This is a genomic window from Rhizobium moroccans (assembly GCF_057559155.1).
In genome coordinates, this window is the sequence record NZ_JBHFJG010000043.1 from 69,713 (window position 1) to 87,156 (window position 17,444).

16 protein-coding genes are annotated in these 17,444 nt (G+C 62.9%); 13 read left to right on the forward strand and 3 right to left on the reverse strand.

The window, feature by feature from the left end:
* The first annotated feature begins 21 nt into the window (after positions 1-21).
* From ACE04I_RS20480 to ACE04I_RS20515, 8 genes are all read left to right on the forward strand, one after another.
* Positions 22-2,295 carry a sensor histidine kinase NtrY-like gene (locus tag ACE04I_RS20480; protein WP_046792189.1) on the forward strand — a complete coding sequence of 758 codons (2,274 nt, stop codon included), beginning with the start codon at positions 22-24 and terminating at the stop codon, positions 2,293-2,295.
* Complete coding sequence (gene ntrX / locus ACE04I_RS20485) at positions 2,285-3,649, forward strand: nitrogen assimilation response regulator NtrX (RefSeq protein ID WP_046792190.1); 1,365 nt, start codon at positions 2,285-2,287, stop codon at positions 3,647-3,649. The genes ACE04I_RS20480 and ntrX overlap by 11 nt, the downstream gene beginning before the upstream one ends.
* A gap of 52 nt (positions 3,650-3,701) precedes the next feature.
* Positions 3,702-5,078: a Trk system potassium transporter TrkA gene (gene trkA / locus ACE04I_RS20490; protein WP_046792191.1), complete on the forward strand. Its 1,377-nt coding sequence runs from the start codon at positions 3,702-3,704 to the stop codon at positions 5,076-5,078.
* Between the two features lie 23 nt (positions 5,079-5,101).
* Complete coding sequence (locus ACE04I_RS20495; protein ID WP_046792192.1) at positions 5,102-5,965, forward strand: D-amino-acid transaminase; 864 nt, start codon at positions 5,102-5,104, stop codon at positions 5,963-5,965.
* A gap of 109 nt (positions 5,966-6,074) precedes the next feature.
* Positions 6,075-6,317: an RNA chaperone Hfq gene (gene hfq, locus ACE04I_RS20500; protein WP_046792193.1), complete on the forward strand. Its 243-nt coding sequence runs from the start codon at positions 6,075-6,077 to the stop codon at positions 6,315-6,317.
* Between the two features lie 42 nt (positions 6,318-6,359).
* Positions 6,360-7,727 (forward strand): GTPase HflX, encoded by a 1,368-nt coding sequence (gene hflX / locus ACE04I_RS20505; protein WP_487207554.1) that lies wholly within the window; start codon positions 6,360-6,362, stop codon positions 7,725-7,727.
* A 153-nt stretch (positions 7,728-7,880) separates the two neighbouring features.
* The gene (locus tag ACE04I_RS20510) at positions 7,881-8,900 is read left to right on the forward strand and encodes an acyltransferase family protein (RefSeq protein ID WP_046792194.1); all 1,020 of its coding nucleotides are present in this window, start codon (positions 7,881-7,883) and stop codon (positions 8,898-8,900) included.
* 144 nt (positions 8,901-9,044) lie between these two features.
* On the forward strand, positions 9,045-9,938 hold the full coding sequence (locus ACE04I_RS20515) for an arginase family protein (RefSeq protein ID WP_046792195.1): 894 nt from the start codon (positions 9,045-9,047) through the stop codon (positions 9,936-9,938).
* 10 nt (positions 9,939-9,948) lie between these two features.
* Here the strand turns inward: ACE04I_RS20515 and ACE04I_RS20520 are convergent, their stop codons facing one another.
* The 3 genes from ACE04I_RS20520 to ACE04I_RS20530 all read right to left on the reverse strand — a co-directional run bounded on the left by ACE04I_RS20520 (position 9,949) and on the right by ACE04I_RS20530 (position 12,158).
* Positions 9,949-10,638 (reverse strand): methyltransferase family protein, encoded by a 690-nt coding sequence (locus ACE04I_RS20520; RefSeq protein ID WP_052760309.1) that lies wholly within the window; start codon positions 10,636-10,638, stop codon positions 9,949-9,951.
* Between the two features lie 74 nt (positions 10,639-10,712).
* The gene (gene mazG, locus ACE04I_RS20525; protein WP_046792196.1) at positions 10,713-11,564 is read right to left on the reverse strand and encodes a nucleoside triphosphate pyrophosphohydrolase; all 852 of its coding nucleotides are present in this window, start codon (positions 11,562-11,564) and stop codon (positions 10,713-10,715) included.
* A gap of 15 nt (positions 11,565-11,579) precedes the next feature.
* The gene (locus tag ACE04I_RS20530; protein ID WP_487207555.1) at positions 11,580-12,158 is read right to left on the reverse strand and encodes a deaminase; all 579 of its coding nucleotides are present in this window, start codon (positions 12,156-12,158) and stop codon (positions 11,580-11,582) included.
* Between the two features lie 245 nt (positions 12,159-12,403).
* On the opposite strand from ACE04I_RS20530, the gene cysG reads away from it, so the two are divergent.
* From cysG to ACE04I_RS20555, 5 genes are all read left to right on the forward strand, one after another.
* The gene (gene cysG / locus ACE04I_RS20535; RefSeq protein ID WP_046792198.1) at positions 12,404-13,855 is read left to right on the forward strand and encodes a siroheme synthase CysG; all 1,452 of its coding nucleotides are present in this window, start codon (positions 12,404-12,406) and stop codon (positions 13,853-13,855) included.
* Positions 13,852-14,166: a DUF2849 domain-containing protein gene (locus tag ACE04I_RS20540; protein ID WP_046792199.1), complete on the forward strand. Its 315-nt coding sequence runs from the start codon at positions 13,852-13,854 to the stop codon at positions 14,164-14,166. Before cysG ends, ACE04I_RS20540 begins: the two co-directional genes overlap by 4 nt.
* Before the next feature lie 7 nt (positions 14,167-14,173).
* Complete coding sequence (locus tag ACE04I_RS20545; RefSeq protein ID WP_046792200.1) at positions 14,174-15,847, forward strand: nitrite/sulfite reductase; 1,674 nt, start codon at positions 14,174-14,176, stop codon at positions 15,845-15,847.
* Positions 15,847-16,359, forward strand: a complete 513-nt coding sequence (locus ACE04I_RS20550; protein WP_046792958.1) for a DUF934 domain-containing protein — start codon at positions 15,847-15,849, stop codon at positions 16,357-16,359. Before ACE04I_RS20545 ends, ACE04I_RS20550 begins: the two co-directional genes overlap by 1 nt.
* A 144-nt stretch (positions 16,360-16,503) precedes the next feature.
* Complete coding sequence (locus ACE04I_RS20555) at positions 16,504-17,319, forward strand: ferredoxin--NADP reductase (RefSeq protein WP_046792201.1); 816 nt, start codon at positions 16,504-16,506, stop codon at positions 17,317-17,319.
* Positions 17,320-17,444: the final 125 nt, after the last annotated feature.

A 17,444-nucleotide genomic window follows, 5' to 3' on the forward strand; every position in this document is an offset into this window, starting at 1 on the left:
GGGGAGATCGGAGTTTATTCAATGACGCAGCGTGCGACCGCGCCGATGGCTGACGAGGAGCCGTCAGGGGCCGTACAGGACCGGAGAGCCTCCTTCGCTCTGCCGGGGCTTCTGCTTGGCGGCGGCGCGCTCATCTGCGCGATGCTCACGCTCTTCGTGCTGCTCGGGCTCACCCCGATCGCGCCCACCACGAATGTGGTGATCGCTTCCGCCGTCCTCAATTCCTTCTTCATCCTGGGGCTGATGTACCTGATCGGCCGCGAGGTCTCGCGTCTCGTGAAGGCACGGGCCAAGGGGCGGGCGGCCGCACGCCTTCACGTGCGCATCGTCGTCCTGTTCTCCATCGTCGCCATCACGCCGGCCGTGCTGGTCGCGATCTTCGCGAGCCTTACGCTCAATGTCGGTCTCGACCGCTGGTTTTCGCTGCGAACCCAGGCGATCGTCCGCTCGTCGCTGGATGTGGCGCGCGCCTACCAGCTCGAGAATGCGAGCTACCTTCAGGGGCAGACAGCCTCCATGGGCAACGACCTGGAACGCAACAGGGCGATGTTCTATCTCGACCGTACCGGCTTCATCGAGCTGATGACCCGCCAGGCGCGCGGGCGCGGAATGCTCGGGGCCTTCCTCGTGCGTGACGACGGGCAGGCGGTCGCGCAGGCCGATATCAAGACGGAGCGGCCGCTTCCGGCGATCCCTCAGGATGCGCTGCAAAGTGCCGCCAAGGGCCAGCCGACGCTCATCCCGCCCGGCGTCACCAATCTCGTCGGCGCGGTCATCAAGCTCGACGGAATTTCCGGCACGCTTCTTTATACGATCCGGGCCGTCGATCCGAAGGTGATGTCGGCGATGCGGCTCATGGAGGAGAACACGGTCGAGTACCAGGCCATGCAGGCCGGCCGGACCTCGCTGCAGCTCGCCTTCGCGGTGCTCTATCTCGGTTTTGCGCTGATCGTGCTTCTTGCCGCGATCTGGGCCGCCATCGCGGTCGCCGACCGGATCGTCCGGCCGATCCGCCTGCTGATCAGCGCGGCCGACAGCGTGGCGACCGGCAATCTGGACGTGGTGGTGCCGGTGCGCGCCGCCGATGGCGACGTCGGGAACCTCTCGCGCACCTTCAACAAGATGATTTCGGAAATCCGCGGCCAGCACGACGAAATCCTCGAGGCCAAGGACGAGGTGGACGATCGCCGCCGCTTCATCGAGGCGGTGCTTTCGGGCGTGACCGCCGCCGTGATCGGCGTGGAGGACGATCGCCGTATCACCATCGCCAACCCTTCGGCGGAGGAATTCCTCGGCCTGCCGGCCGATAAGCTGGTGGGCGAGCGGTTGCAGGACGTCGCGCCCGAGATCGACCAGGTCCTGACGGAAGCGGCGGCGCGCGCCCGCGGCGAATTCAGCAAGCAGGTGAATTTGATGCGCGGCGGCAAGGAGCGGACGCTTTCCGTGCAGGTGACGCGCGAGGAGCAGCGCTCGCCGAACGATTCCTACGTCATCACCCTCGACGACATCACCGATCTCGTCATCGCCCAGCGCTCCACCGCCTGGGCGGACGTGGCGCGCCGCATCGCGCACGAGATCAAGAACCCGCTGACGCCGATCCAGCTTTCCGCCGAACGTCTGAAGCGGCGCTACGGCAAGCAGATCGACGAGAGCGACCGTGCCGTCTTCGACCAGTGCACCGATACGATCGTGCGTCAGGTGGGCGATATCGGCCGCATGGTCGATGAATTTTCCTCCTTTGCCCGCATGCCCAAGCCCGCCAAGGAGGAGGCCGACCTCAGGGATATCCTGCGGGACGCGGTCTTCCTGAGGGAGATGGGAACCACCCATATCGACTTCTTCAAGGATCTCGGCGAGGAGCCGCTGATCGGCATGTTCGATGCACGCATGCTCGGCCAGGCTTTCGGCAATCTGGTGAAGAACGCGGTAGAGGCGATCGAGGCGGTTCCCAGCGATCAGGAGCGCGACGGGCGCAAGGTGCTCGCGCGCGCCCGCTTCGATCACAACCGCGATCTTTTCGTGGTCGATGTCGTCGACAACGGCAGCGGCCTTCCGACCGAGAACCGGCACCGGATCCTGGAACCCTATATGACCATGCGCGAGAAGGGCACGGGCCTCGGGCTCGCGATCGTCAAGAAGATCATCGAGGAACATGGCGGGCAGCTCGAACTGCACGATGCGCCCGCCGATTTCGATCATGGCCGCGGGGCCATGATCAGGGTGCTGCTGCCGCATGTCGCGCATGCGGCCGCGCCCGGAACCGACAATAACAAGGAAGTGGCATATGGCGTCTGATATTCTGGTCGTGGATGACGAGGCGGATATCCGCGAGATCGTTTCCGGCATTCTGTCCGACGAAGGGCACGAAACGCGCACCGCCTACGACAGCGACAGCGCGCTTGCCGCCATTTCGGACCGTGCGCCGCGGCTCGTATTCCTGGATATCTGGATGCAGGGCTCCAAGCTCGACGGTCTGGCCTTGCTGGACGAGATCAAGAGCCGCCATCCGGAAATGCCGGTGGTGATGATCTCCGGTCACGGCAATATCGAGACCGCCGTTTCGGCGATCAAGCGCGGCGCCTTCGATTTCATCGAGAAGCCGTTCAAGGCGGACCGGCTGATCCTGATCGCCGAGCGGGCGCTGGAAAATTCCAAGCTCAAGCGCGAGGTCAGCGAGCTCAAGAAGCGCGCCGGCGATGCGGCGGAGCTCGTCGGCACGTCGGTCGCCGTCTCGCAGCTTCGCCAGACGATCGACAAGGTTGCGCCCACCAACAGCCGCATCATGATTTTCGGGCCGTCCGGAGCCGGCAAGGAGCTCGTCGCCCGGATGATCCACAAGAAGTCTTCCCGCGCAGGCGGTCCCTTCGTGGCGCTGAATGCTGCCACCATCACCCCGGACCGGATGGAGGTCGCGCTGTTCGGCACGGAAGGCGCTCCCGGCCAGCCGCGCAAGATCGGCGCGCTGGAGGAGGCCCATCGCGGCATTCTCTATCTCGACGAAGTGGGCGAAATGCCGCGCGAGACCCAGAACAAGATCCTGCGGGTGCTGGTCGACCAGCAGTTCGAGCGTGTCGGCGGTTCCAAGCGCGTGAAGGTGGACGTGCGCATCATCTCGTCGACCGCCTACAATCTGGAGAGCCTGATCGCCGAGGGCTCCTTCCGCGAGGACCTCTATCATCGGCTCGCTGTGGTGCCGGTCAAGGTGCCGGCGCTCGCCGAGCGGCGGGAGGACATTCCCTTCCTCATCGACATGTTCATGCGCCAGATTTCCGAGCAGGCGGGCATCCGTCCGCGCAAGATCGGCGAGGATGCGCTTGCCGTTCTGCAGGCGCATGACTGGCCGGGCAATATCCGCCAGCTGCGCAACAATATCGAGCGGCTGATGATTCTCGCCCGCTCGGATGGTCCCGATACCGCCATTTCCGCCGACATGCTGCCCACCGATCTCGGCGACATGCTGCCCAAGGTTTCCGCCAAGGGGGATTATCACATCATGACGCTGCCGCTTCGCGAGGCGCGCGAGATGTTCGAGCGCGATTATCTCATCGCCCAGATCAACCGGTTCGGCGGCAATATCTCCCGCACGGCCGAATTCGTCGGCATGGAGCGCTCCGCGCTGCATCGCAAACTGAAATCGCTTGGCGTATAAGGGCCCGTATCCTTGAGTCCTCCGGGCGGCGTCATCCGATGAAAGTCCAGTCATGAAAGTCATAATTTGCGGAGCGGGGCAGGTGGGCTACGGCATCGCCGAGCGCCTGTCGCAGGAGGACAACGACGTTTCGGTGATCGACACCGAGGCTTCGCTGATCAACGTGATCACCGAGACGCTGGATGTGCGCGGCTATGTGGGCCATGGCGCGCATCCGGACGTGCTTGCCAAGGCGGGCGCGGAAGACGCCGACATGATCATCGCGGTCACGCTGCACGACGAAGTCAATATCGTCGCCTGCGAGGTGGCGCATGCGCTTTTCAGCGTGCCGACCAAGATCGCCCGCATTCGCGCGCAGAACTATCTGCAGCCGGAATATGCCGATCTCTTCAGCCGCCAGAACATGGCGATCGACGTCACGATCTCGCCGGAGATCGAGGTCGGCAAGATGGTGCTCAGGCGCATCTCCTTTCCGGGTGCCACCGATGTCGTGCGGTTCGCGGACGACCGTATCTCGATGGTGGCGATCGAATGCATGGAGGATTGCCCGGTCGTCAACACGCCGCTCCAGCAGCTTTCGCAGCTCTTTCCGGATCTGATGGCGACCGTGGTGGGCATCTATCGCAACGGCCGCGTGCTCATCCCCCGCTCCGCCGATCAGCTCCAGGTGGGCGATCTTGCCTATGTGATCGCCCAGCGAGAGCATGTGCGGCGCACGCTCGGCCTCTTCGGGCATGAGGAGCAGGAGGCCGGCCGCATCATCATCGCCGGCGGCGGCAATATCGGCTATTACGTCGCCCGCACGATCGAGGAGCACCAGCCGCGCACGCGCATCAAGATCATTGAGAGCAATCGTGAGCGCGCGCTTGCGATCTCGGAGCAGTTGCGCAACACGATCGTGCTGCACGGTTCGGCCCTCGACCAGCATATCCTCGCCCAGGCGGATATTCAGGAAGCCGACCTGATGGTGACGCTGACCAACAGCGACCAGATCAACATCCTCTCGGCGGTCATGGCCAAGGCCAATGGCTGCAAGTCGAACTTGGTGCTGATCAACAGTTCCTCCCTCAACAAGGTGACGGATTCGCTCGGCATAGACGCGCAGATCAATCCGCGCGCCGTCACGATCTCGCGCGTTCTCCAGCATGTCCGCAAGGGGCGCATCCGCTCCGTCTATTCGGTGCAGCAGGGCACGGGCGAGGTGATAGAGGCCGAGGCGCTGGAAACCTCTCCGCTCGTCGGAAGGCCGTTCCGCGAACTCGATCTGCCCGACGGCATCCGCATCGGCGCGATCTACCGGGGCGGCGAGGTGCTCCGCCCGAGCGGCGATACGAAGATCAAATCGCGCGACCGGGTCGTCCTCTTCGCCGTTCCCGAGGCCGTTCGCGATGTCGAGCAGCTGTTTCGCGTTTCCATCCAATATTTCTGACAGATTTCGAGCAAGGAAAGTCCATGTCGAGGATTGCGTATGTCAACGGCCGGTATGTGCAGCATTCGGAAGCTGCCGTGCATGTGGAGGATCGCGGTTTCCAGTTCGCCGATGGCGTCTACGAGGTCTGCGAGGTCCGCAACGGCTTCATCGTCGACCTGACGCGGCATCTCGATCGCCTCGACCGCTCCCTGCGCGAACTGCGCATGGCGTCGCCCATGGGCCGTGCGGCGCTCACCTTCGTCCTCCGCGAGGTTCTGAGGCGCAACCGGGTGAGGAACGGCATCTTCTATCTGCAGGTAACCCGCGGGGTTGCGCGGCGCGACCATTATTTCCCCGCCGAGACGACCCCGCCGACGCTGACGATCACCGCCAAGAGCACCGATCCTTCGGTCGCCGCCCGCAAATATGCGACCGGCATCAAGGTCATCACGGTTCCGGAGAACCGCTGGGATCGGGTCGACATCAAGACCGTCGGCTTGCTGCCGAACGTGCTCGCCAAGCAGCAGGCGAAGGATGCCGGCGCGCAGGACGCCATCTTTATCGATGCCGCGGGCATCGTGATGGAGGGCGCTTCCTCCAATGTCTGGATCGTCGATGCCGATGGCGTTCTGGTCACAAGGCCGGCCGAACACGGCATTCTCAAGGGAATCACCCGCACCACGGCCATGGACGTGGCCGATAAGCTCGGGCTGCGATATGTCGAGCGGGAGTTCTCCGTCGAGGAGATGATGTCGGCGCGCGAAGTGTTCTTCACCTCCGCGACGGGCATTTGCGTTCCCATCGTCGAAGTGGATGGCAGACCCATCGCGAACGGCCATCCGGGGGGCGTTTCCCAGGGCATCCGCGACGCCTTTTTCGAAGTTGCGGAGAAGACAGCGATTTGATAACCAAGGCATCCGGGGGGAAGGGGAAGCACGAGGCATTCCCACCCGTCTCTAAAAGCGTGATCACTCCCGGTCCTCGTCGGCCGGCAAAAAAGAAAGAAGCGGCGCTATGGCGGAACGTTCTCAGAACCTGCAGGATTTATTTCTCAATACAGTTCGCAAGCAGAAGATCTCTCTCACGATTTTCCTGATCAACGGCGTAAAGCTGACCGGTGTCGTAACCTCTTTCGACAATTTCTGTGTCCTTCTTCGCCGTGACGGCCATTCTCAGCTGGTGTATAAGCATGCGATTTCGACCATCATGCCGGGCCAGCCCCTGCAGATGTTCGAAACCGAAGAGAACGCGGCTTAAGGACAGGTAGAGATAGTCATTCGCGATACCTCGAACGATTCGATGATCCCGGAGACCAAGCGTCACCGGGACGACATGCGTGCGGCCGTCGTCGTGCCTGTCCTGAAACAGGGCAAGCCGCGGGCCGGGCAGGGGGATGCCATGCCCGCTCCCCAGCGCTCCAACGAGGCGCGTCTGGAAGAGGCGGTTGGGCTTGCCAAGGCGATCGATCTGACGATCACCGAGGGCATGATCGTGTCGGTCGGCCAGCCGCGTCCGGCAACCCTCATCGGCACCGGCAAGATCGAAGAGATCAAGGCGCTGCTCGACGAGCATGATGCCGGTCTCGTCATCGTCGATCATCCGCTGACGCCGGTGCAGCAGCGCAATCTCGAAAAGGAATGGAACGCCAAGGTCATCGACCGGACGGGCCTCATCCTCGAAATCTTCGGCCGCCGGGCTTCCACCAAGGAAGGCACGCTGCAGGTCGATCTCGCCCATCTCAACTACCAGAAGGGCCGGCTCGTGCGGAGCTGGACTCACCTCGAACGCCAGCGCGGCGGCGCGGGCTTCATGGGCGGCCCCGGCGAAACACAGATCGAGGCCGACCGCCGGCTCCTGCAGGACCGAATCGTTCGCCTCGAGCGCGAGCTGGAGCAGGTCGTTCGCACCCGCCAGCTCCATCGCGCCAAGCGCCGCAAGGTGCCGCACCCGATCGTGGCGCTGGTGGGCTACACGAACGCCGGAAAATCGACTCTCTTCAACCGCATCACCGGCGCGGGGGTGCTTGCCGAGGACATGCTCTTCGCTACGCTCGACCCGACGCTGCGCCGCATGAAGCTGCCGCATGGGCGGACCGTCATCCTGTCCGATACGGTCGGCTTCATCTCGGACCTGCCGACGCATCTCGTCGCCGCCTTCCGCGCGACGCTCGAAGAGGTGCTGGAGGCGGACCTCATCCTGCATGTGCGCGATATGTCCGATCCGGACAATGCCGCCCAGGCGGGCGACGTGCTTCGCATTCTCGCCGATCTCGGCATCGGCGAAAAGGAAGGAGCCGAGCGCATCATCGAGGTGTGGAACAAGGTCGACAAGCTCGATCCCGAAACCCACGAGGCGATCACGGAAAAGGCCGGTGCCCGAGAGAACGTGATGGCGGTTTCCGCCATTTCGGGCGAGGGCATCGACGCGTTGATGCAGGAGATCGCCAGGCGGCTTTCGGGCGTGCTGACCGAGACCACGATCACCATTCCGGCGGACAAGCTTTCCCTGGTTTCCTGGATCTACAGCGACGCCGTGGTGGACGATCGCCAGGATAACGAGGACGGTTCGGTGACGCTCGACGTCCGGCTGACCGAGCGCCAGGCCGCGGAACTGGAGCGCCGGCTCGGCAACGGCCCCAAACCCGCCAAGGAAGACTGGGAGCGCTAGGACTTCCGTCCGCGCCGCGGCTGGCATCAATGGCCGGAGCCGTCTGCCGTGCCGCGTCATGATATTGCCGGTTTTTTGCAGTGCAAAATGAAGCGTTGACGACGGCCGGGAATTTTGCAGTATCGTTGCGGGGCCGGCAATTATGGTATTCGCATGGTACAAAATCAGCCGCGTGAAGAAACCGGAACGCATCTTGCCTATCTGGATGGCTGGCGCGGTATAGCGGTACTCTTCGTAATATTAGGCCATTTCTGGCTGGACGAATTCAAGCCTGGTATTAGTACATTCGGCGTCGATCTGTTCTTCGTTTTATCGGGGCGATTGATGTCGGAAATACTGTTCGTGAAGCGAGCAGAATTGCCTACTTTCTTCTTCAGGCGTTTTTCGCGAATTTACCCGGCTCTCCTTGCGTTTGTAGTCATCACCACGCTTTTCTTTCAGGGTACGGAGTTGTCGCACGGTCCCGTGGCGGCGCTGCTTGCTTTGACGTTCACGATCAACTACGCGATGATCTATACCCATACGGTGGCATTGTTTGATCACCTATGGTCGCTCTGCGTCGAGGAGCATGCCTATATTCTCCTGGCGGGAATCGCGTTTCTACACCGCCGCTGGTTGTTTCCGGTCGGCGCCCTGGTGGTCGCGCTCGGCGCTGCGGCAATGCTGAACGGCATCGTCCGGACGGAACTCGGCGCGAGTGTCCTCTACACCCATTGGCGCAGCGACGTGTCGGTCGCGGGCATATTCATGGCCGGCGGCCTTTGGCTGATTCTCCGCGGGCGCCGAAGCCCGTGGTGGCTGTCCCCGGCGGCGCTGCTGGTCGCGGTGGTGGCGAAGATGCTGCCCGATCACACCCTCTCGTTCGGCCTGTCGACATCCATGCTTGCGCTTTCGATCACCACGATCGACAGCGCCGCGCCGGTTTTCAAGAAGTTCCTGTCGACCAGGGTGCTCACCTATGCGGGGCTGTGGTCGTATTCGCTCTATCTCTGGCAGCAGCCGTTCTACAAGCTTTACCGGGCCGACACGGCTCCGACGCTTCTGCTGCTCCTGGCTGGCGTCCTGGCCGCATTGACGAGTTTCTACCTTGTCGAGAAACCCACAAGAAGGGCGCTCAACCGCTTCTTCGAGAACCATCTGCAGAGGCGCATCACCGGAGAGCGGACGGTATAGGTTGCTGTCCTTGCCGCGAGCCCATAAACGCGCACGGCTGAGATGGGTGGACAAACGACACTCGGCTTTGAGGGAACAATTACCAGAAGCTGCCGTTACGGGACGAAGCCGGGCTCCGCAAAATAGCCGCTGACGGAGGTGCGCATGCCGACCCTTCCCTATGCAATTGTCGAAGCCCCGTCTACGCTGGGCTTGGCGACGGACGGTGTGGAGCGCTTGTCCGGCCAGCTCCTGGATCTCGGTCTTGCGGAGCGTATCCATGCGCGCCGCGCCGAGCGACTGGCGGTGCCTCCGAAGGACCCTAAGCCCGATCCCGAGACCGGCGTCCTGAATGCCGGGGCAATTGCGGCGTGGTCGCCCAAGCTCGCCGACGCCGTGGAAGCGGTGCTTGACGCTCGCGAGTTTCCGGTGGTGCTGGGCGGCGATTGCACGATCCTGCTGGGCTCGATGCTCGCGTTTCGACGGCGCGGCCGCCACGGCCTGTTCTTCATCGACGGCAACGCCGATTTCTTCCAGCCCGAGGCGGAACCCAATGGCGAGGGTGCCTCGATGGACCTCGCCTTCGTGACCGGCCACGGCCCGTCGCTCTTGACCGACATCGAAGGCCGCGCTCCTCTGGTCCGCCCCGAAGACGCCGTCGCGTTCGCGTATCGCGATCACAAGGATCAGGAGGAGTACGGAAGCCAGCCGCTCCCCGAAGAGCTCAAGGCGCTCGACCTTCTCGCCGTGCGCGCGATGGGCATCGAGGCCGCCGCGCGCGAAGCGGTCGACCACCTGACGCGTGAGGAGCTGGACGGCTTCTTCATCCATCTCGACGCAGACTGCCTCGACGACGCCATCATGCCGGCTGTCGATTTCCGCGTGCCGGGCGGGTTGTCGTGGGACGAGCTCAGGGCCGCGCTTCGGGTTGCCCTGGCGAGCGGCAAGGCAGTCGGCATCGAGATCACTATCTACAATCCGCGCCTTGATGAGGACGGCAGCGCCGGGCGCGGCCTGGCCGATCTACTCGCCGCAGCGCTCGGAACTGCAGCGCGCTGAACACGGCGAACTAGTAGAGCAGCGGGATCAGCCGGTATCGCACCTTCTCGCAATAGGCTGCGTATCCCGCCAGATTCAGGCGCAGGTGTTTCTCCTCGTCCAGCAGCCGGGCCACCAGTCCGCCGACGATGAAAAGCACCGGCAGCAGTCCCCAGTACGATCCGAGAGCAAGCGGCGTGCCGGCGAAGAGGAGTAGTGCTGCGCTGTACATCGGGTGCCGCACGATGCCGTAGAGGCCGTCGGAAACGACGGTCTGCCCGGCCTGCACGCCAACGGTCGCCGCCGCATAGGAATTCTGCCGGAAGACGATCAGGCAGCCGATGAAACCTAGCGCCGTGAAGATATTGCCGAGGATGACGATCGCCGTCGGCACCGACGACCAGGAAAACCGGTAGTCCAGGCAGGACACCAGGTAGAGCGCTATCATGACGACGCTGTTGAAGGCCTGAATGCGTTTCTGCGCCGGTTCGGTTTCCGCCGTCGGCCCCGATCTCATCCGCCTTGCGGCCAGCGCGGGATCGTAGGTCACCACATACCAGCCGGTGACAGCGATCCAGAACGTGAAGTTTGCGAGATAGAGCCAGCCTTGCCAATAGTTCAGCGTTCCGGCCGTGACGAATATCAGGATGGCGAGAAAGACGATGAAAAGCACTGTCGCCCGCGCCGTGCGGGCGCCCAGCCGAGCGCTATCTTCCTGCATGCCATTCTCCCGATCCGGATCGATCAAAAATAGATATCGTCGGGTTCCGGCAAGGCAAGCGCCAGCGGGAATGCTCAGCCGATCTGCCGCTCGATCGCCTTGGCCGCCTGCCAGAGCTCTTCCATGCGCTCCAGCGTGGCGGCCTCCAATGTCTCATTCGATTGTTGAAGAGACGTTTCTATATAGTTGAAACGCCGCCGGAACTTCGTATTCGTGCTGCGGAGAGCTTCTTCCGGATCGGCCTTCACATGCCGGCCGATATTGACGAGTGCGAAGATGAGATCGCCGAGTTCGTCGGCCACCTTGTCCTGGCTGCCGCTGTGCAGCGCCTCGCGAAGTTCGCCGATCTCCTCCTCGATCTTGTCGAGAATGGGTTCCGCCTCCGACCAGTCGAACCCCACCTTGGCGGCCCGTTGCTGGAGCTTCACCGCCTCGGTCAGCGCCGGCTGGCTGCGGTGGACGCTGCCGAGAAAGCCCGCATTGAAATCCTCCGTCACCCTCGGGCTTGACCCGAGGGCACGCTTGGCCCGCCTTTCGGCGCGCTCGCGCTTTTCCTCGGCCTTCACCGCATCCCACTGCACCTTCACCGCGTCCGGGGTCGCGGCATCCGAAACCGCGAAGACATGCGGATGCCGGCGGATCATCTTCCTGGTGATCGCCTCGACGACGTTTCCGAAGGAAAACTCTCCCGCCTCCTCGGCCATGCGGGCGTGGAACACGACCTGCAGCAGAAGATCGCCCAATTCCTCGCAGAGATCGTCCATGTCGTTGCGCTCGATCGCGTCGGCGACCTCATAGGCTTCCTCGATCGTATAGGGCTTGATCGTCGAGAAATTCTGCTCGAGATCCCAGGGGCAGCCGGTGCCCGGCGTGCGGAGCGCCGCCATGATCTCGATCAGCCGCGAAATATCCTTGGATGCTTCCATGATCGTGTCCTGATCTCAGGCGAGAGGGATTTTGTTATCGTCCTTGCCGGACTGATAAATGCCGGAAAGTCCGTCATAGGCCGCTCTGATGCGCGCCACCTGCGTCTTCAGCTCCGTGCGCCGCGGCTCGCTTTCGGCCTCGACGAGGTCGGCAAGCGCATAAGAATGCCAGAACGCGTTCGTGCGCCGATAGCCGCCGGGCTCCAGGCCGAAGACTTCCTTTAATATCTTGAGGTCGTGGGGGATCGCGAAGGCATCGCGCGAATCCTCATGGCTGAAGAAATAGTAGAAATTGTCGAAACCGGCCCAGGTGATCGCCGACATGCACATCGTGCAGGGCTCGTGGGTCGAAAGGAAGATCAGATCCTTGGTCGGGATGCCGGGAGTCGTTTCGTGGAACCGCTTGAGGGCATGGACTTCGCCGTGCCAGAGCGGGTTTTCGAGTTCGTTGTTGGTCTCGGCGATCACCAGCGAAAGGTCGGATTTCTTAAGGATCGCGGCGCCGAAAACCTTGTTGCCGGCGGCGACGCCCCGATGGGTCAAAGGCAGGATATCGTGCTCGATCACGTCGAGCAGGCGGGCGGCAATCGTCATCGATGTTCAGCTTCCGGATTGTGCGTTGCAGTCTAGGCGGACGAGGTTGATGGCGGAAGGCGAAAATTGCGATTCCCCCATAAACCCCGGTGGAAAGGGCCAGATTTCCGCCATGCGGTGGCTTTTACTCCAGATCGCGCGCTTGCGAGAAGGAAAATGCTGTAGGTGCAATCTCTTGGCATATCCGTTTCTTCATCTTGCAGCCGTCTTCAGGGTAGGGTGCGCGCATGGATCAGGATGTCCGCATGTTCAACAAATCCGAGCGCCTTTCGGTCTTTCCCGCCTTCTTCCGCGTCAGCGGCAAGAGGGTTTCCGTGTTCGGGAATGGCGACGAAGCCTTTGCGAAGGTCCGGCTTCTGTTGAACACGGATGCGAAGATCGTCGCCTATGCATCTGATCCGGAAGCGGATTATGCCGTTTTCCTGTCAGGGCAGGGTATCGAGATCGTCGCGGCCGAATTCTCTCCCGAACAGGTGGAAAATGCCGCTCTCGTGTTCGCCGCGACCGGCGATGCGGCCCTCGATCGCGACATCGTTCTTGCCGCCCGGGCGAGGAAAATTCCCGCAAATGCCGTCGACCAGCCGGAATTTTGCGATTTCTACACGCCGGCACTGGTGAACCGTGCGCCGGTGGCGGTCGCCATCGGCACCGAGGGTGCCGGACCGGTTCTCGCGCAGATGATCCGCGCCCGCATCGATCAGATGCTGTCGCCCTCTCTCGGCCGGCTTGCAGGCCTTGCCGCCGAATATCGCGACGCAGCCGAGCGGCTGGTGCCGCGTGGCGTCTCGCGCCGCATCTTCTGGCGCCGCTTCTTCTCCGGCGATGTCGCAGGCGCAGTGGATGCGAACGATCTGGCCGGTGCTCGCCGCTCGGCCAATGCGCTGCTTTCGGGTTCCGGCCGCGCCGAAGGCCATGTCTGGCTGGTGGGCGCGGGTCCTGGCGCGGAAGACCTGCTGACGCTGCGCGCCCAGCGCGTTTTGATGGAGGCCGATGCGATCGTCTATGACGCGCTCGTGCCGCAGGCGATCGTCGATATGGGCCGCCGCGACGCGGAACGCCTTTCCGTCGGCAAGCGCAAGAACTGCCATTCGAAGTCCCAGGATGAGATCAACCGGCTGCTGGTCGAGCTTGGCCGCCAGGGCAAGCGCGTCGTTCGCCTGAAATCCGGCGATCCGCTGGTTTATGGCCGCGCCGGCGAGGAAATGGCGGCTTTGCGCGAGGCGGGCGTCACCTACGAGATCGTGCCGGGCATTACTTCGGCCTTCGCCGCCGCCGCCGATTTCGACCTGCCGCTGACGCTGCGCGGTGTCGCTTCGTCGTTGATCTTCACCACCGGCCATGACCTTGCCGGCGACGTCCTGCCGGATTGGGCGAGCCTTGCCGTTTCCGGCGCGACGATTGCCGTCTATATGGGGCGCACGGTCGCCGCCTCCGTCGCCGAGCGGCTGATGGGAGCCGGGCTTGCGCCTGAAACGACCGTTGCGGTGGTCGAGAATGCCAGCCGCGCCGACCGGCGGCTTTTCCATGGCGTTCTGCGGGAGCTGCCCGATCTCGAGGCGCGGGAGGATCTCTCCGGCCCGGTAATGGTGATTATCGGCGAGGCTGTCGCCGGTGCGAATTTCGAGAAGTCCGAGCCGCTTTCGGCATTCAAGGCCGAACATGCGAAGGCTCGCGAGGAAGTGGGAATGAGAGGATGACCGACAAGGTTCTGACCGCCAACCGCCTGTCCGACGGCATCGCCGTCTGGCTCGATGCGAACGGCCAGTGGACGGAGAAGCTGCAGGACGCACTGATTGCGCGCCATCCGGAGGCCATCGCCTCCCTGGAAGCGATCGGCAAGCGCGATTTCGCCGCCAATCGCGTCGTGGATGTGAACGTCATCGAGGTGCAGGAAGCCGGCGGGCAGATCTGGCCGCTTCGCCTGCGCGAGCGCATTCGGGCCCAGGGCCCGACCATGGAATATGCCGCCGGCTTCCGCCCCGCCGATCCGGCATTCATCGCAGTCTGAGGAAATCATGTACCGTTACGACGAATTCGACCACGCTTTTGTAACGAGCCGCGTGGAGCAGTTCCGCGATCAGGTGGCGCGCCGCCTTTCCGGCGAGCTGGAGGAAGATGCCTTCAAGCCTCTGCGCCTGATGAACGGGGTCTATCTTCAACTGCACGCCTATATGCTGCGCGTCGCGATACCCTATGGCACGCTGAACGCGAAGCAGATGCGGATGCTGGCGCATATCGCGCGCAAATACGACCGCGGCTATGGCCATTTCACCACCCGCCAGAACATCCAGTACAATTGGCCGAAGCTTTCCGATACGCCGGATATCCTGGCCGAGCTTGCGACCGTCGAGATGCACGCACTGCAGACATCCGGCAACTGCATTCGCAACGTCACCGCCGACCATTTCGCCGGTGCTGCGGCCGATGAGGTCGCCGATCCGCGTCCCTATGCGGAAATCCTGCGCCAGTGGTCCTCCGTCCACCCGGAATTTTCCTTCCTGCCGCGCAAGTTCAAGATCGCCGTCACCGGTGCGGAGCGCGACCGCGCCGCGATCCAGGTGCATGACATCGGCCTGCATCTGAAGAAGAACGAGGCCGGCGAACTCGGTTTTGCCGTCTATGTGGGCGGCGGGCAGGGGCGTACGCCGCTTGTTGCCAAGAAGATCCGCGATTTTCTGCCGGAAGAGGATCTGCTTTCCTACATCACCGCCATCATGCGCGTGTACAATCTTTATGGCCGGCGCGACAACAAGTACAAGGCGCGCATCAAGATCCTCGTGCACGAGACCGGCGTCGAAGAGCTGACCCGCCAGGTCGAGGAGGAATTCGTCCATCTGCAGGGCACCGAACTCAAGCTGCCGGAAGCCGATGTCCAGGCGATCGGCGCCTATTTCGCGCCTCCGGCGCTGGCCGATCGCGCCGAAGGCTGGGCGCAGCTCGCCGGCTGGAAGAAGACCGACGAGGCTTTTGCCCGCTGGGTGAGCCAGAACGTGCAGCCGCACAAGCATCCCGACTACGGCATGGTGACGATTTCGCTCAAGCCCATCGGCGGCATTCCGGGCGATGCCACGCATGAGCAGATGGATGCGATCGCCGATATCGCCGAGGAATATGCTTTCGACGAAATCCGCATCAGCCACGAGCAGAACGTCATCCTGCCGCATGTGGCGCTTGCCGATCTCGAGCCGGTCTATCGCGCGCTGGTGGCGCAGGGGCTGGCGACCGCCAATGCCGGGCTCATCACCGATATCATCGCCTGTCCTGGGCTCGACTACTGCGCGCTGGCGAACGCCCGTTCGATCCCCGTCGCGCAGGAAATCTCCACCCGCTTCGGTTCGCCGGAGCGGCAGGCAGAGATCGGCGAGCTGAAGATCAAGATTTCCGGCTGCATCAATGCCTGCGGCCACCATCATGTCGGCCATATCGGCCTCTTGGGTGTCGAGAAGAAGGGGGCCGAGCTCTACCAGATCACGCTCGGCGGTTCCGGCGACGAGAATACCTCGATCGGCGAGATCATCGGCCGCGGCTTCGAGCCCGAGCGGGTGACGGACGCGATCGAGACCATCGTCGACACCTATCTCAGCCTTCGCCTCTCGAAGGATGAGATCTTTCTCGATGCCTATCGCCGCGTCGGGCCGCAGCCTTTCAAGGACGCGCTCTATGGCGATGCCAAGGCGGAGGCGGCATGATGACGAAGATATGGAGAGAAACCGGCTTCGTCGAAAACGATCCCTGGGTGATCGAAACCGAGGAGCTGAAGGCGACGGAAGAGCAGAAAGTGCTGCTGCCGCTCGATGAGCTGATCGCCAGGGCAGAGGAAAGCAACGATGTCGGGCTCGGCGTGCTGGTCAAGCCCGCCGACGACGTGCGCAAGCTCGAACCCTATCTCTATCGCCTCGAGATCGTCGCGGTGGCCTTCCCCGCCTTCAACGACGGCCGGGCGTTCAGCCATGCCTCGCTGCTGCGCGAGCGGCTCGGCTATCGCAACGAGCTTCGCGCGGTCGGTGATGTGCTGATTGACCAGATCCCGCTGATGCTGCGGGTGGGGATAGACAGCTTCGCCGTGAAGAACGAAACCGCGCTGAAGCGGCTGGAAGAGGGCCGCCTGCCGGGGATCGCCGTCCACTATCAGCCTACGGCGCGGCCAGCCGAAGGCCAGCAGGCCTATAGCTGGCGGCGAAAGGCCGCGGCTGCCGGTTAAACTGGGCTGGCCTCTTCAAAAACCGGAGAATGAGGCACATATTTTGCGCGAGGCGGCGACAAAGGCATTGTGATGCCTTCAAAAGCGGCCTCGCATGGTATAATTCGCTTGTCGCGAACCCAAAAAGACCAAGACGGACCAGGCATGAACGCTCCAGCAAAGAATGAAGATTTCGTAGCGGCGAAGATCCCGGACGGCGTCTATGCCGAGACGGTGCTTGACGTCGAGCATTACACCGAGCACCTGTTCCGCTTCCGGATGACCCGACCCGACGCATTCCGCTTCCGTTCGGGCGAGTTCGCGATGATCGGCCTGATGGTCGGCGAAAAGCCGATCTACCGCGCCTATTCGGTGGCAAGCCCCGCCTGGGACGAGGAGCTGGAATTCTTCTCGATCAAGGTGCCGGACGGGCCGCTGACCTCGCATCTCCAGAAGATCAAGGCGGGCGACACGGTTCTGATGCGCAAGAAGCCGACCGGCACGCTGGTGCTCGATGCGCTGACCCCCGGCAAGCGTCTCTACATGTTTTCGACCGGCACCGGGATCGCGCCGTTTGCAAGCCTCATCCGCGATCCGGAAACCTACGAAAAATTCGACGAGGTGATCCTCACCCATACCTGCCGCGAAGTGGCGGAGCTGAAATACGGCTTCGACCTGATGGAAGAGATCCGGAACCACGAGTTCCTGTCTGAAATCGTCGGCGACAAGCTCAAGCATTATCCGACCGTGACCCGCGAGGATTATCCCTTCCAGGGCCGCATCACGGACCTGATCGAAAACGGCAAGCTCTTCACCGATCTCGGCGTTCCGCCGCTCGATCCGGCGATCGACCGCGGCATGATCTGCGGTTCTTCGGCCATGCTGAAGGACACCAAGGAACTGCTTGAAAAGGCCGGCCTTAACGAAGGCGCCAACAACAAGCCGGGCGAATTCGTCATCGAGCGGGCATTTGTGGGGTGAGGTCCGGTCGGCGTAGCCGACGAAACGATCCAGTGAATCGTTTCGAGGACCGAACGCCCTGAGCCAAAGCGAAGGGCCGGGGCAGCGACGGCGAAGCCCGAGCAATCGATCCAGTGACGTTTCGA